13 protein-coding genes are annotated in these 14,079 nt (G+C 58.7%); 4 read left to right on the top strand and 9 right to left on the bottom strand.

The window, feature by feature from the left end:
* Positions 1 to 91: 91 nt before the first annotated feature.
* From dapB to grpE, 4 genes are all read right to left on the bottom strand, one after another.
* Positions 92 to 898 carry a 4-hydroxy-tetrahydrodipicolinate reductase gene (gene dapB / locus GVN17_RS20440; protein ID WP_166597067.1) on the bottom strand — a complete coding sequence of 269 codons (807 nt, stop codon included), beginning with the start codon at positions 896 to 898 and terminating at the stop codon, positions 92 to 94.
* A gap of 10 nt (positions 899 to 908) precedes the next feature.
* Positions 909 to 2,036, bottom strand: coding sequence for a molecular chaperone DnaJ (gene dnaJ, locus GVN17_RS20445; protein ID WP_166597068.1), 1,128 nt, complete (start codon positions 2,034 to 2,036; stop codon positions 909 to 911).
* Between the two features lie 350 nt (positions 2,037 to 2,386).
* Entirely contained in the window at positions 2,387 to 4,303 is a 1,917-nt protein-coding gene (dnaK, locus tag GVN17_RS20450; protein WP_166597069.1) for a molecular chaperone DnaK, read from the bottom strand.
* Positions 4,304 to 4,405: 102 nt separating this feature from the next.
* Positions 4,406 to 4,972: a nucleotide exchange factor GrpE gene (gene grpE, locus GVN17_RS20455; protein WP_166597070.1), complete on the bottom strand. Its 567-nt coding sequence runs from the start codon at positions 4,970 to 4,972 to the stop codon at positions 4,406 to 4,408.
* 275 nt (positions 4,973 to 5,247) lie between these two features.
* Here grpE and recN point away from each other — a divergent pair, with 275 nt between their 5' ends.
* Positions 5,248 to 6,921, top strand: coding sequence for a DNA repair protein RecN (gene recN, locus GVN17_RS20460; protein WP_166597071.1), 1,674 nt, complete (start codon positions 5,248 to 5,250; stop codon positions 6,919 to 6,921).
* Between the two features lie 240 nt (positions 6,922 to 7,161).
* Here the strand turns inward: recN and fur are convergent, their stop codons facing one another.
* The gene (fur, locus tag GVN17_RS20465) at positions 7,162 to 7,569 is read right to left on the bottom strand and encodes a ferric iron uptake transcriptional regulator (protein ID WP_110951407.1); all 408 of its coding nucleotides are present in this window, start codon (positions 7,567 to 7,569) and stop codon (positions 7,162 to 7,164) included.
* A gap of 98 nt (positions 7,570 to 7,667) precedes the next feature.
* On the opposite strand from fur, the gene GVN17_RS20470 reads away from it, so the two are divergent.
* Positions 7,668 to 8,192 (top strand): outer membrane protein assembly factor BamE, encoded by a 525-nt coding sequence (locus GVN17_RS20470; RefSeq protein WP_166597072.1) that lies wholly within the window; start codon positions 7,668 to 7,670, stop codon positions 8,190 to 8,192.
* Positions 8,193 to 8,280: 88 nt separating this feature from the next.
* On the opposite strand, the gene GVN17_RS20475 is transcribed toward GVN17_RS20470, so the two are convergent.
* The 3 genes from GVN17_RS20475 to GVN17_RS20485 are packed head-to-tail and all read right to left on the bottom strand — an operon-like array spanning position 8,281 to position 10,439.
* Positions 8,281 to 8,601: an RnfH family protein gene (locus GVN17_RS20475; RefSeq protein ID WP_166597073.1), complete on the bottom strand. Its 321-nt coding sequence runs from the start codon at positions 8,599 to 8,601 to the stop codon at positions 8,281 to 8,283.
* Positions 8,594 to 9,028 (bottom strand): type II toxin-antitoxin system RatA family toxin, encoded by a 435-nt coding sequence (locus GVN17_RS20480; protein WP_166597074.1) that lies wholly within the window; start codon positions 9,026 to 9,028, stop codon positions 8,594 to 8,596. Before GVN17_RS20480 ends, GVN17_RS20475 begins: the two co-directional genes overlap by 8 nt.
* A gap of 7 nt (positions 9,029 to 9,035) precedes the next feature.
* A complete protein-coding gene (locus GVN17_RS20485) occupies positions 9,036 to 10,439 on the bottom strand; it encodes a sodium-dependent transporter (protein ID WP_166597075.1) in 1,404 nt (467 codons plus the stop codon).
* A gap of 117 nt (positions 10,440 to 10,556) precedes the next feature.
* On the opposite strand from GVN17_RS20485, the gene smpB reads away from it, so the two are divergent.
* Positions 10,557 to 11,039, top strand: a complete 483-nt coding sequence (smpB, locus tag GVN17_RS20490; RefSeq protein ID WP_166597076.1) for an SsrA-binding protein SmpB — start codon at positions 10,557 to 10,559, stop codon at positions 11,037 to 11,039.
* A 164-nt stretch (positions 11,040 to 11,203) separates the two neighbouring features.
* Here the strand turns inward: smpB and GVN17_RS20495 are convergent, their stop codons facing one another.
* A complete protein-coding gene (locus tag GVN17_RS20495; protein ID WP_166597077.1) occupies positions 11,204 to 11,971 on the bottom strand; it encodes a GntR family transcriptional regulator in 768 nt (255 codons plus the stop codon).
* A 408-nt stretch (positions 11,972 to 12,379) separates the two neighbouring features.
* Between GVN17_RS20495 and GVN17_RS20500 the strand changes: the two genes are divergently transcribed.
* The gene (locus GVN17_RS20500) at positions 12,380 to 14,077 is read left to right on the top strand and encodes a lactate permease LctP family transporter (protein ID WP_166597078.1); all 1,698 of its coding nucleotides are present in this window, start codon (positions 12,380 to 12,382) and stop codon (positions 14,075 to 14,077) included.
* Positions 14,078 to 14,079 lie beyond the last annotated feature (2 nt).

The following is a 14,079-nucleotide window of genomic DNA, read 5'->3' on the forward strand; positions in this document are numbered from 1 at the left end:
ACAGGACATCGCGTAGCGGTGTGAAACTGCGGGCAGGATACAGGGAAAACCCCCTTCCTGCCCGCATTGTTGCCGAGATCGGCGCGATCGATCAGCGCAGGTCGAGCACGTCTTGCATGTCGTACAGACCCGGCGCCTTGCCATCGAGCCAGAGCGCTGCACGTACGGCTCCCTTGGCGAACGTCATGCGACTGGAAGCCTTGTGCGTAATCTCCAGTCGTTCACCTTCGGCGGCGAACAGGACGGTGTGATCTCCGACCACATCACCGCCACGCACCGTCGCGAAACCAATGGTCTCGCGCTCACGAACGCCTGTGTGCCCTTCACGACCATAGACCGCGACCTTGTTCAGATCACGCCCCAGCGCTTTGGCGACCACCTCACCCATGCTGACCGCCGTACCCGAAGGCGCATCGACCTTGTTGCGGTGATGCGCTTCGATGATTTCAATGTCGGCGTCGTCACCCATCACCCGCGCAGCCAGGTCGAGCAGCTTGAACGACAGGTTTACACCCACACTGAAATTGGAGGCGAAGACGATCGGAATCTCTTGGCTCGCCTCGCTCAGCACGTGTTTCTGCTCAGCGTTCAATCCCGTGGTGCCGATCACCATGGCCTTGCCAGCCTTGCGACAAAACGCCAGATTTTTCAGCATGACGTCTGGCAGCGTGAAGTCGATCAGGACGTCAAACTCGTCCGCGACCTGCTCCAGATTACCCGTCAGTTGCACGCCGATTCTCCCCAACGAAGCCAGCTCACCAGCATCAGCACCGATCATGGTACTGCCCGGACGAACGATGGCCGCCGTCAGCCCAGTGAGCGGTGCGCGCTCCTGAACGGCCTCGACCAGATGCCTGCCCATGCGCCCGGCAGCACCCATCACAGCAATACGTCGCATGCCCTGCTCCTTAGAGATCGCCGAAGAAACGCTTCACGCCTTCGAACCAGCCACTGGCTTTCGGTGAGTGAGAGCTGTCACCCTCCAGCGACGCACGGAATTCTTCGAGCAGTTCACGCTGACGACGACCCAGGTTGACCGGGGTTTCCACCGCAACGCGGCACATCAAATCGCCTGCACCACCGCCACGCACCGGCGCGACGCCTTTGCCACGCAGACGGAATTGCTTGCCGGTCTGGGTGCCTTCCGGAATCTTCAATTTGACGCGACCGTCCAGCGTCGGCACTTCCAGCTCGCCGCCCAATGCCGCGTCGGTGAAGCTGATCGGCACTTCGCAATACAGGTGCTTGCCGTCGCGCTGGAAAATCGCGTGCTCGCGCACGTTGATCACAACGTAGAGGTCACCCGTAGGCCCACCCTGAACACCCGCCTCGCCTTCGCCCGACAGACGAATACGGTCGCCAGTATCGACGCCTGCTGGCACCTTGACCGACAGCGTCTTGTATTCTTCGACACGGCCTTCGCCGTGGCAGGAGTCGCAAGGGTCGGAGATGATCTTGCCGTTGCCGTGGCAACGCGGGCAGGTCTGTTGAACAGAGAAGAAGCCCTGCTGCATACGTACCTGGCCGATGCCGCCACAAGTTGGGCACGTGACAGGCGAGGAGCCTTTTTTCGCGCCGCTGCCATCACACGGTTTGCAATTGACCAAAGTCGGCACGCGAATGCTGACGGTGGTGCCACGCACGGCTTCTTCGAGATTCAGTTCGAGGGTGTAACGCAGGTCACTGCCACGCTGGGCACCGCCACGACCACCGCCCGCACGGCCACCACCGAAGAAGTCGCTGAACACATCACCGAAAATGTCGGAGAAGTTTGCGCCGCCGCCACCGAAACCGCCGCCACCCATCCCCTGATCGACACCAGCATGGCCGTATTGGTCATAGGCCGCGCGTTTGCTGGCGTCGGACAGCACTTCGTAAGCCTCGTTGGCTTCCTTGAAAGAATCTTCCGAGGCTTTGTCGCCCGGATTGCGGTCGGGGTGATACTTCATCGCGAGACGACGGTACGCCTTTTTCAGGTCCGCCTCGCTGGAGCCGCGCTCCACCCCCAATACTTCGTAATAGTCACGCTTTGACATAAGTTTTCTGCACTCTTGAGGACGTCCGACATAACCCTCCTGAGTTTGCCGAACTCGTTGAGCCCCTTTCAGGCCCGGACCCAACTCACGTCAATTCAACGATCCTGGTCTTGGTTCAACGGCCTTCGATCGACCGGGTAAAGCGGCAGAACAAGCCGGTTTGCAGGAGCATCCGGCTTTGCCACGGGGCCCGCGAATCGAAGTGCGCGAGCCCTGAAATTTTGGGTGTTCCAGACACGCCAACGCGGGAGCAAGCTCCCGCGCGGCGACATCCTACCAGCGACCACTCAAGAGCGGTCAACCGATGATCAAGTGAGCTGACGTCTTTTTATGACGGCTCACCTCAATCATCACTTCTGGTCTTTGACTTCTTCGAACTCGGCATCGACCACGTCGTCAGCCTTGTGCTCTTCCTGGGCCGCCTGCGCGCCAGCTTCCGGCTTTTCAGCCTGCTCGGCGTACATTTTCTGCGCCACTGGAGCGGAGACTTTCGACAGCTCTTCGACCTTGGCGTCGATGGCAGCCTTGTCGTCGCCTTTGACAGCAGCTTCCAGGGCAACCACAGCAGCTTCGATCGCGGTCTTCTCTTCTTCAGTGACCTTGTCACCTGCGTCAGCGACCATCTTGCGAGTCGAGTGAACCAGTGCATCACCCTGGTTGCGGGCAGCGGCCAGCTCTTCGAACTTCTTGTCCGCTTCCGAGTTCGCTTCAGCGTCGCGGATCATCTGCTGGATTTCTTCATCCGACAGACCCGAGTTGGCCTTGATCACGATCGACTGAGTCTTGCCAGTGGCCTTGTCTTTCGCGCCGACGTGCAGGATGCCGTTGGCGTCGATGTCGAAGGTCACTTCGATCTGAGGCACGCCACGTGGCGCTGGTGGAATCTCGGCCAGGTCGAACTTGCCCAGGGACTTGTTCGATGCAGCCTGCTTGCGCTCACCTTGCAGCACGTGAATGGTCACGGCGCTCTGGTTGTCGTCGGCAGTCGAGAACACTTGCGATTTCTTGGTAGGAATCGTGGTGTTTTTCTCGATCAGCGCAGTCATCACGCCACCCATGGTTTCGATACCCAGGGTCAGCGGGCTGACGTCCAGCAGCAGAACGTCTTTCACGTCGCCGGCCAGTACCGCACCTTGAATCGCAGCACCCATGGCAACGGCTTCGTCAGGGTTGACGTCCTTACGAGCTTCTTTACCGAAGAACTCGGTCACTTTCTGCTGAACCAGCGGCATACGGGTCTGACCGCCGACCAGGATCACGTCGTTGATCGCACCGATGTCGATACCGGAGTCTTTCAACGCGATGCGGCAAGGCTCAATGGTGCGGGCAACCAGGTCTTCAACCAGCGATTCCAGCTTCGCGCGGGAGATCTTCACGTTCAGGTGCTTCGGACCTGTCGCGTCTGCAGTGATGTACGGCAGGTTGACGTCGGTGGACTGGCTGGAAGACAGCTCGATCTTGGCCTTCTCGGCAGCTTCTTTCAGACGCTGCATCGCCAGCGGGTCACCTTTGAGGTTCATGCCGCTTTCTTTCTTGAATTCGTCAACGAGGTAGTCGATCAGACGAATGTCGAAGTCCTCGCCACCCAGGAAGGTGTCGCCGTTGGTGGCCAACACTTCAAACTGGTGCTCGCCGTCGACTTCAGCGATCTCGATGACCGACACGTCAAAGGTACCGCCACCCAGGTCATAAACGATGACAGTGTGGTCGCCCTTGGCTTTGTCCATACCGTACGCCAGAGCAGCGGCGGTCGGTTCGTTGATGATGCGTTTTACGTCCAGGCCCGCGATGCGGCCGGCGTCTTTGGTCGCCTGGCGCTGGCTGTCGTTGAAGTAGGCCGGAACGGTGATGACCGCTTCGGTGACGGACTCGCCGAGGTAGTCTTCAGCGGTCTTTTTCATCTTCTTCAGGATTTCAGCGGAAATCTGAGGAGGCGACATCTTCTTGTCGTTGACCGAAACCCACGCGTCGCCGTTGTCAGCCTTGGCGATCTTGTAGGGAACCATGCCGATGTCTTTCTGAACGACTTCTTCGTCGAACTTGCGACCGATCAGACGCTTTACCGCGTACAGGGTGTTGTGCGGGTTGGTGACCGCCTGACGCTTGGCCGACTGGCCAACCAGCGTTTCGCCGTCGTTGGCGTACGCAATGATCGAAGGGGTGGTACGCGCGCCTTCAGCGTTTTCGATAACCTTGGCGACGCCGTTTTCCAGAACCGAGACGCAGGAGTTAGTGGTCCCCAGGTCGATGCCGATAATCTTGCCCATGTTTGACTCTCCCGAAACTTGAATTTGGTTGCCGCAACTGCGTTTACAAATTGCGGTAATTCTTTAAACCATGGCCCTTAGATGGGGCTCACTCAGCTGATTTCAAGCCTGCTCGTCAATTGACGGTGCAACAGGCGACGGCGCTTTGCTGACCACGACCATGGCCGGGCGCAGCAGGCGACCGTTGAGCTGATAACCTTTCTGAAACACTTTGAGCACGCTGTTCGGCTCGACGTCCGCGCTTTCCTGCATCGCCATCGCCTGATGATGCTCGGCGTTGAACGGCTGGCCGTGCGGATCGATGGCTTCCAGCTGGTAGCGCTTGAGGGTGTCGCCGAACATTTTCAGCGTCAGCTCGATGCCTTCACGCATTGGACGAATGTTTTCGTCGTCCGGGTTGGACAGGTCCAGGCCACGCTCCAGGCTGTCGACGATCGGCAGCAAATCGGTGGCGAATTTCTCCAGCGCGAATTTGTGGGCTTTCTCGACGTCTTGCTCTGCACGACGGCGGACGTTTTGCAGATCCGCAGCGACACGCAGAGACTGGTCCTTCGCCGTGGCCAGTTGCTCTTCCAGCACTTGCACGCGGGTTGCCAAATCTTCGCCGGAGTGCGCTGCGTCGGCAGCTTGATCCTGAGCCTGCATATCCGGGTTCTGTTCGTCAGCCATAGTTCTCTCCTCCAATAACGGCCGTGAGCCTAACTCACGCTTCTGCCCGGCTATATGGGGCCAGAATTTTCGGCTTCAAGGGCTTTGAGCGAAGGAGAAGGTGAATAACCCTACAAATCTTCCGACATGACTCGCATCGCGTTTCAACCTGTCAAATCAGCGCATCGGTGCTAAAAATTCCGGAAGACCTGCGAAATCGAGCTAAGACCGGGCATTGTCAGCCCAAAGTAAAACACTGTATAAATAACCAGACAAATCGCTTGGGAGCCGCCCTTATGCTGGTGCACCTGTCCATACATAACTATGCCATCGTGGAACACCTCGACCTCGAACTGGATCGCGGCATGAGCGTGATCACCGGGGAAACCGGTGCCGGCAAGTCGATCATGCTCGACGCACTGGGCCTGACGCTCGGGGATCGTGCCGACAGCGGCGTAGTAAGACCGGGCGCTGATAAGGCCGACATTTTGGCCACGTTCGACGTTTCCGATATTCCGGAAGCTCGCGTCTGGCTGTCCGAGCGTGATCTGGAAACCGACGGGCCGTGTATTTTGCGCCGGGTCATCACCGCTGAAGGCCGCTCACGCTCCTATATAAACGGCACGCCCTGCCCTCAAGGCGACCTCAAGGCGCTGGGCGAATTGCTCATCGATATCCACAGCCAGCATGAACATCAATCGCTGCTGAAAACTGATACGCACCGTCGGCTGCTGGACGAATACGCGGGCGCTACCGATCTGGCGCGGCAGGTTCAGCTTGCGGCACAGCGTTGGCGCCAAACGCGTCATGAGCTGGAACGCCTTGCCAATTCCGGCGATGAACAGCGCGCCAAGCACCAGCTACTGAGTTATCAGCTCGAAGAGCTTGAAGGCTTGAGCCTGGGCGAGAACGAGCTGGAACAGCTGGAACAGGAACACACGACCCTGACCAACGCCGAAAGCTTGCTGGGCATTTGTCGTCAGGTGGTCGAGCTGTGCAGCGAAAGTGATTCGGGCAACGCACTGAATGCCCTGACCGCCAGCCTGAATCGATTGACCAGCGTGAACAACTCCCCTGATGCGCTGAACGAGGCGACCAGCCTGCTCTCCAGCGCGCAGATTCAGGTCGAAGAAGCGGTAGGCGAAATCAATCGTTTCCTCGATCGTTTCGAAGCCGATCCGGCACGCCTGCAACAGATTGAAGAACGTCTGGACACGATCTACACGCTGGCCAGGAAACACCGCGTGCAACCCACCGAGGTGCCTGCGCTGCATCAAAAGCTGCTGGATGAGATCGAAACGCTTAACGCCAATGACGAGGCAATTGAGCGACTCGAACATGAACTCGGCTCGTACGCCCGCCATTACCAGGAGAAAGCGCGCGAGCTGAGCGACCTGCGTCATCGCGCAGCGCCTGAACTCGCCCATGCGGTCGAGCATGAGATTCAACGCCTGGGCATGCCGGGTGGCCGCTTCAACATCGAACTCAAGACCAATGCCGACAAAGAGCTGTCACCTAACGGTCTGGAGCAAGTGGAATTGCTGGTCAGCGCAAACCCCGGCCAGCCCCTCAAGGCGTTGGCGAAGGTCGCGTCGGGTGGCGAGCTGTCGCGGATCAGCCTGGCGATTCAGGTCATCACGGCTCAAACCTCAAGGGTGCCGACGCTGGTGTTCGACGAAGTCGATGTGGGTATCGGTGGCCCTACGGCTGAGATAGTCGGGCAACTGCTGCGTCGTCTGGGTGAGCGCGGGCAGGTCATGACCGTGACGCACTTGCCGCAAGTGGCGGCGCAGGGGCATCAGCACTTGTTTGTGCACAAGGTTCGCGATGAAGCGGTCACGCGCACGGCGGTTTCCAAGCTCAGCAAGAACGAGCGGGTGGAAGAAGTGGCGAGGATGCTGGGCGGGATCGACCTGACGAAAGAGTCGCTGGCCCATGCGAAGAAAATGGTGGTCGCGTCGAAGTCTTGATATAGACGGCACGATTTCCTGCCGGTGAGAGGCCTCTGTTGGCAATGCAATCCTTATGGGAGCGAATTCATTCGCGATTGGCCTGTACAGCCGACAGATTTCTATCGGCTGTTCCACCGCATCGCGAATGAATTCGCTCCCACAGGGGACCAGCACGAAGCCGTGCTTACTATCGGCATCGAACCCGAAAACAACAAAGGCGACCCTAAGGTCGCCTTTGTCTTTGTATCCGAAAAAAACTTACGCTTTTTTCTTGCGTACGTAGAGCACCAGATTGTGATCCACCAGCTCGAAGCCGTGTTTCACCACAATGGCTTTTTGCAGCTTCTCGATTTCTTCGTCGAAGAATTCGATCACCTCGCCAGATTCCACGTTGACCATGTGGTCGTGGTGGCCTCCGTCGGCCAGTTCGAACACGGCGTGACCGCCGTCGAAGTTGTGGCGAACCACCAATCCGGCTGCTTCGAACTGAGTCAAAACACGGTAAACCGTCGCCAGACCGACGTCTTCGTTGGCCTCCATCAGTGCCTTGTAGACGTCCTCCGCGCTCATGTGGCGCTGCTCTGCAGAATCGAGCATTTGAAGGATTTTGACCCGTGGCAGAGTCACTTTAAGTCCAGCTTTGCGTAGTTCGCTATTTTCAACCATGGTCAGCTTTCTCGCAGACGCTGCTTCGCAGCTTCTCTTAATGCAGGTATGATCGGGGTTTACGTTGTCCCAGCCAAGATAGTGGAAGTCGCCCACCGATGCAAAACACCAAGCTCTTGCTAACCAGTTTCACCTTCGTGGGACTGCTCGCACTCGCCGGTTGTTCATTCCCCGGGGTTTATAAAATCGACATCCAACAGGGCAATGTCGTCACGCAAGACATGATAGACCAGTTGCGCCCCGGAATGACCCGACGGCAAGTACGGTTTATCATGGGCAACCCCTTGTTGACCGACACCTTCCACCCTGATCGCTGGGACTATCTGTACAGCTTGCAGCCCGGTGGCGGTGAACGCCAACAGGAGCGCATCAGCCTGATCTTCAACGGTAACGATCAACTGGCGAGCCTTTCCGGCGACTTCAAGCCAGGCGTGTCTCGCGACGAAGCGATCCTCGGAAAGCCGAGCGACACCAACGTCACCCCCGAAAACACGGGCGATCAGCCGAAGAAAGAAGAGCCGCCGAAGCCTGGCTCCCTGCTGGAACAGATCCAGAACGACGTCGACAAGGTCGAGACCGTGCCCGTCCCGACTCAGGAACCGCTGGACACCAATCCACGCTGATCCTCACCGCCGGACTCAAAACGGCGGTACAAAAAAGCCCGGCAATGCCGGGCTTTTTTACGTCTGACGAATCGGGGCGATGCAAAACTTAAATCGATTTCTGCTCTTTTTTCGCCTTCGCCGCCTTCTCGGCACGTAAACGACGCACCTCTTTTGGGTCAGCGAGCAAAGGACGGTAGATCTCGACCCGATCACCCTCCTCCAGCTGTCGCGCTTGAGGATCGCTGACCACCTTGCCGAAAAGGCCCATCGGGCAGTGGGTCACGTCCAGCCCGACGAACTGCTCGGCAATCCCCGACGCCTCGACCGCTCCGAACACTGTCGTCCCCGCAGGCACCTCAAGAGCGATCAACGCCTGACGTTCGGCAGTGGCATACACCACTTCGACGCGAATCATTGGCTCAGCCATATAACTCTTTGGCGCGCTGGCAAAACGCATCGACCAGCGTGTTCGCCGCCTGATTGAACAGAGGGCCAAGCGTCGCGCGCACGATGGAACCGGAGTAATCGAAGGACAGGTCGAGGCTGATCTTGCAGGCCTTCTCATTGAGAGCCTTGAAGGTCCAGACGCCATGCAATTGGCTGAACGGCCCTTCTTCAAGGTTCATCTCGATGCCCTGCCCCGGCGTCAACGTATTGCGCGTCACGAAATGCTGGCTCAAGCCACCCTTGGCGACTTCAACCCGCGCGCGCATGGCCGTGTCGCTCTGCTCAAGCACCGTGGCGCCGGAACACCATGGCAGGAATTCCGAATAGCGAGCCACATCGTTGACCAGGTCGTACAGCGCCTGTGCGGGATAGGGCAACAGGGCCGAACGTTGAATATGCGTAGTCATGTCAGCGTCATTTCCAAAGCTGAGCGGCAAACACAATCAGAATGCCGATCGGCGCTACATAGCGCATCAAAAAGAACGTCAGAGCGAACAAGACCGGACTGCGCACGGACAATTCATCGCGCACGGCCTCACGGCCCATCACCCAACCTGCGAAGATCACAAAGCACAAACCACCCAGCGGCAGCATGATTCGCGACGTGAAGAAATCGATCACGCCGAAGAAGTCCAAGCCCGCCGTCGCGCCCCACTGGTAGAGATGAAACGCGCCGCCTTCGTTCACGAAAAATTTGGCCTGCTTCCAGATGTTGAACGAGAACACCGTTCCCAGTCCTACGAACCAGCAGATGAACGACAGCCAGAACGTGACCCAGCCACGGCGCACTTTAGTGCGTTCCACAAGGTACGCGACCATCGGTTCCAGCAGCGAAATCGCCGAACTCCAGGCCGCCACCGCGACGAGGATAAAGAACACCACACCCATCACGGTGCCGAACGCTACGTTACCAAACGCGTAGGGCAAGGTGACGAACATCAAGCCTGGGCCCTCGCTCGGGTTCAGGCCCGCCGCGAAAACAATTGGAAACAAAGCAAGACCCGCCAGCAACGAGACGAAGGTGTCCAGAAGCGCCACGCCTACGACCGTCGCGCTGATCGAGGCTTCCTTGGTCATGTAGGCGCCGTAAATCATGATCGAACCGACGCCCACGCTCAGCGAGAAAAATGCGTGCCCCATCGCTGGCAGCAAGCCTTCCATGATCTGCTCGGGCTTGAAGTCAAACATGAAATGCACGCCTTCCATGAAATGCCCGGTGGTCAGGCTGTAGCCCAACAGGATCACCATCAGCACGAACAGCAGCGGCATGAGGATGCGCAGACTGCGCTCAAGCCCCGCATTCACGCCCTTCGCGATAGTGATCGCGGACAGGACCATGAACAGCGTGTGCCACGCCACCATGCGCCACGGATCGGCGATCAGCTCACCGAAAAACGCGCCAACGCCATCGGGCGTGACCGACTGAAAATCGCCCTTGCCCACATCGACGATGTACTCCAGCGACCAGCCGCCCACCACACTGTAAAAAGAAAGAATCAGTAGCGCGGTGACCATCCCGGCGAACGCGCCCCAGGACCATTTACCCGAGTGGCCCGACTCCCGCGCCAGCACCTTCAAGGCGTTGGCGGGGCTTTGCCGGGCGCGGCGACCGATCAGGGTCTCGGCCATCATCACCGGAATGCCGATCAGCGCGATGCACGCCAGGAACACCAGCACGAACGCACCGCCGCCGTAGACGCCGACCATGTAGGGGAATTTCCATATACTGCCCAAACCCACGGCAGAGCCGGTCGCGGCCAGGATAAAAACCCAGCGACTCGCCCAGCTACCATGGACTGAAACCTTGTCCGTCGACATCGTTGACACGTCCCGCACCCAAAAAAGATCGCGCATTGTCCGGGATTCACTCAACGCGCTCAAGCACGCAGCATCCCCATAGCCGAGAGCACCGTTGATCCCTATAATGCGTCGCCTATGGCCAAGCTCAAGAAACACCCCACAGGGACCATCGCGCAGAACAAGAAGGCGCGACACGATTACTTCATCGAACACAAGTTCGAGGCCGGTCTGGTCCTGGCCGGTTGGGAAGTAAAAAGCCTGCGTGCCACCAAGGTGCAGCTGGTAGACAGTTACGTGCTGCTCAAGGACGGTGAGGCATGGCTGATGGGCTGCCATATCACACCGCTGACGACTGCAAGCACCCACGTCATCGCTGACCCGACACGCACCCGTAAACTGCTGCTCAACAAGCGCGAGCTGGAACGGCTCAATGCCTCCGTCGCGCAAAAAGGCTACACCGCTGTCGCCCTCTCGATTTACTGGAAGGCGCACTTGATCAAGTGCGAAATCGCCTTGGGTAAAGGTAAGAAGGAATACGACAAGCGCGACACCGAGCGTGAACGCGACTCCAATCGCGAGCTGCAACGCGCGGTGCGGAACAAGGGCAAGGAAGAGTAATCCTTGCCGGGCTGCCAAGGCCCGACTGACGTACACGCACCACCTGTAGGAGCGAATTCATTCGCGATAGGGACGGTACATTCGATAGAGGTCTGTCGGATGTACGCTCGCATCGCGAATGAATTCGCCCCCACAGTGTTATCTGGTCCAGCCGTGAAACCGAATCAAATCCCGTTCCGTCGCTCAGCCCGTGCCGTGCGCTGCACCTGCTGACGCACCTCTTCCAGCACCTCCTGCACGTACAGCAAATGACGGCTCGACACCTCGCGGGCATCGTCCGCTCGACCTTCGATGATCGCCAGGTACAACTCGCGGTGCTGGGTGATCAGCATGTCGCGGGTTTCGGTGCGTTGCTTGTACATCCCGCCGATGTTGGTCACGACGTTACGCTTGAGCAGGTCGAACAACCCGCGAATGGTGTGCAGCAGAACGGCGTTGTGGCTGGCCTCGGCGATAGCCAAATGAAAATTCGCATCCGCCGCGCCTTCTTCCGCACGGCTGACTTCATCGACCCGGCTGTAGCAATCCTGCAGCGCATCGAATGCCTCGCGCAGACGCGTGCGGTCAACATCCGTCGCCCGAACGGCCGCGTAATAGGCGCAAGACGCCTCCAGCGTGTGCCGAAACTCCAGCAAATCACGCTGCGCATCGGTGCTGCTTTCCAGCAGATGCAGGAGAGGGTCGCTGAACGTTGAACCCAGACTCTCGACGACGTAATTGCCCCCACCCTGTCGGCTGACCAGCAACCCTTTGGCGGTGAGCTTCTGAATGGCCTCGCGCAGCGACGGGCGAGACACGCCGAACTGCTCGGCCAACGCGCGTTCGGCAGGCAAACGCCCACCCGCCTTGAGCGTGCCTTCGAGAATCATTCGTTCGAGTTGCTCGACAATATCGTCAGACAATCGGCGCTGACGCACCTGATCAAAGCCCATACCGCTCACTCCACCTCTCCAGCTGCCCCCGTCCGACATGCCAGCGGGGGCGCACATTCTCGCCGATTGCAGTCAGACATTCACCCGGCAGATGTCGGAGAAATCACCGTTTCAGGAAAAAACCGGGATAGCTGCTACAAAAGTTCTACGGCCACAAATTGACACATCAATGCCAAGGCTTTTAACCTAGCGCCAAGACATTGTAAATTGGTATTACCAATTTACAATGCCGACGCGTCGGACTGACCTTCGATACGTTGCAAGCCGTTCTGGCGGAGAAGGGCTTGAGCTGGTGAGCTGTGCGATTCGTTCGTCAGCACCGGCAGGACGACAGTCGTCGCTTGCAGGAGCCGCGCACGTGAGACATGGACACCGGGCCTAATCAAAAAACAACTAGGGGCCTCACACATGCAAACCTGGCAACAGCTCTACACACCACTCGGCAGCCTGGGCTTGTCGGCGCTGGTTGCAGTCATTCCGATTGCATTCTTCTTTCTGGCACTGGCCGTCTTCCGGCTCAAAGGGCATATCGCGGGCACCATTACCCTGTTGCTGGCTGTGCTGATTGCGATATTCGGCTTCCAGATGCCCGCAGACATGGCCATCGCTTCGGCGGTCTACGGCTTTCTGTACGGCCTGTGGCCCATCGCCTGGATTATCATCGCGGCGGTATTCCTCTACAAACTCACCGTTAAAAGCGGCCAATTCGAGATCATTCGCAGTTCGGTCATGTCGATCACCGACGACCAGCGCTTGCAGGTCTTGCTCATCGGTTTCTGCTTTGGCGCCTTTCTGGAAGGTGCCGCAGGTTTCGGTGCACCTGTAGCGATCACCGCTGCCTTGCTCGTCGGCCTGGGTCTGAACCCGCTGTATGCAGCGGGCCTTTGCCTGATCGCCAACACGGCGCCCGTGGCCTTCGGCGCGTTGGGTATTCCGATCATCGTAGCGGGCCAAGTCTCGGGCATTGACGCGTTCAAGATCGGCGCCATGGCAGGCCGTCAATTGCCGTTGCTGTCGGTGTTCGTACCGTTCTGGTTGATGTTCATGATGGACGGCGTCAAAGGCGTGAAGGAAACCTGGCCAGCAGCACTGGTGGCAGGCGGCAGCTTCGCGGTCACTCAGTACCTGACGTCCAACTTCATCGGCCCTGAACTGCCGGACATCACCTCAGCGCTGGTCAGCCTGGTCGCCCTGACGTTCTTCCTCAAAATCTGGCAACCGGCCCACGCCAGCGACGCGCAAGTTGCCAGCACAAGCGGCGGCGCAGCGGTGATGAGCGGTGGCCCCGGCGGTTTTGGTCAGCCACGTACGACCCGTAAATCCCCTTACTCCGCAGGCACGATCTTCAAGGCGTGGTCGCCGTTCCTGATCCTGACCGTGGTCGTGACGATCTGGACACTGAAACCCTTCAAGGCACTCTTCGCCGCGGGCGGCGCGCTGCAAGCGTTGACCATGAACTTCCCGGTGCCACACCTGGACCAACTGGTCATGAAGATGGCGCCCATCGTGGCCAACCCGACCGCCATGCCCGCTGTGTACAAGTTCGATTTGTTGGCGGCATCCGGCAGCGCGATTCTGATTTCCGCGATTCTGGCGATGATCGTCCTGCGCATCGGCGTTCAAACTGGTCTGACCACTTTTAAAGAAACGCTGATCGAACTGCGCTGGGCCATCGTCTCCATCGGCATGGTGCTGGCGTTCGCCTTCGTCATGAACTACTCCGGCATGTCGACGACCCTGGCGCTGGTGTTGGCCGCCACAGGTTCCGCGTTCCCGTTCTTCTCGCCGTTCCTCGGCTGGTTGGGTGTGTTCCTGACCGGCTCGGATACCTCGTCCAACGCGCTGTTCGGCTCGCTGCAAGCGACCACCGCGCACCAGGTGGGCGTAAGTGACGTGCTGATGGTGGCCGCGAACTCCAGCGGTGGCGTGACCGGGAAGATGATTTCCCCGCAATCCATCGCCGTGGCGTGTGCGGCAACCGGGCTAGTGGGCAAGGAATCGGATCTGTTCCGTTTCACCCTCAAGCACAGCCTGTTCTTCGCTGCCATCGTCGGCTGCATCACGTACGCTCAAGCTTACTGGTTCACAGGCATGCTCGTTCATTAACG

Source organism: Pseudomonas sp. SLFW, from assembly GCF_009905615.1.
GTDB classification, from domain to species: Bacteria; Pseudomonadota; Gammaproteobacteria; order Pseudomonadales; family Pseudomonadaceae; genus Aquipseudomonas; species Aquipseudomonas bambusae.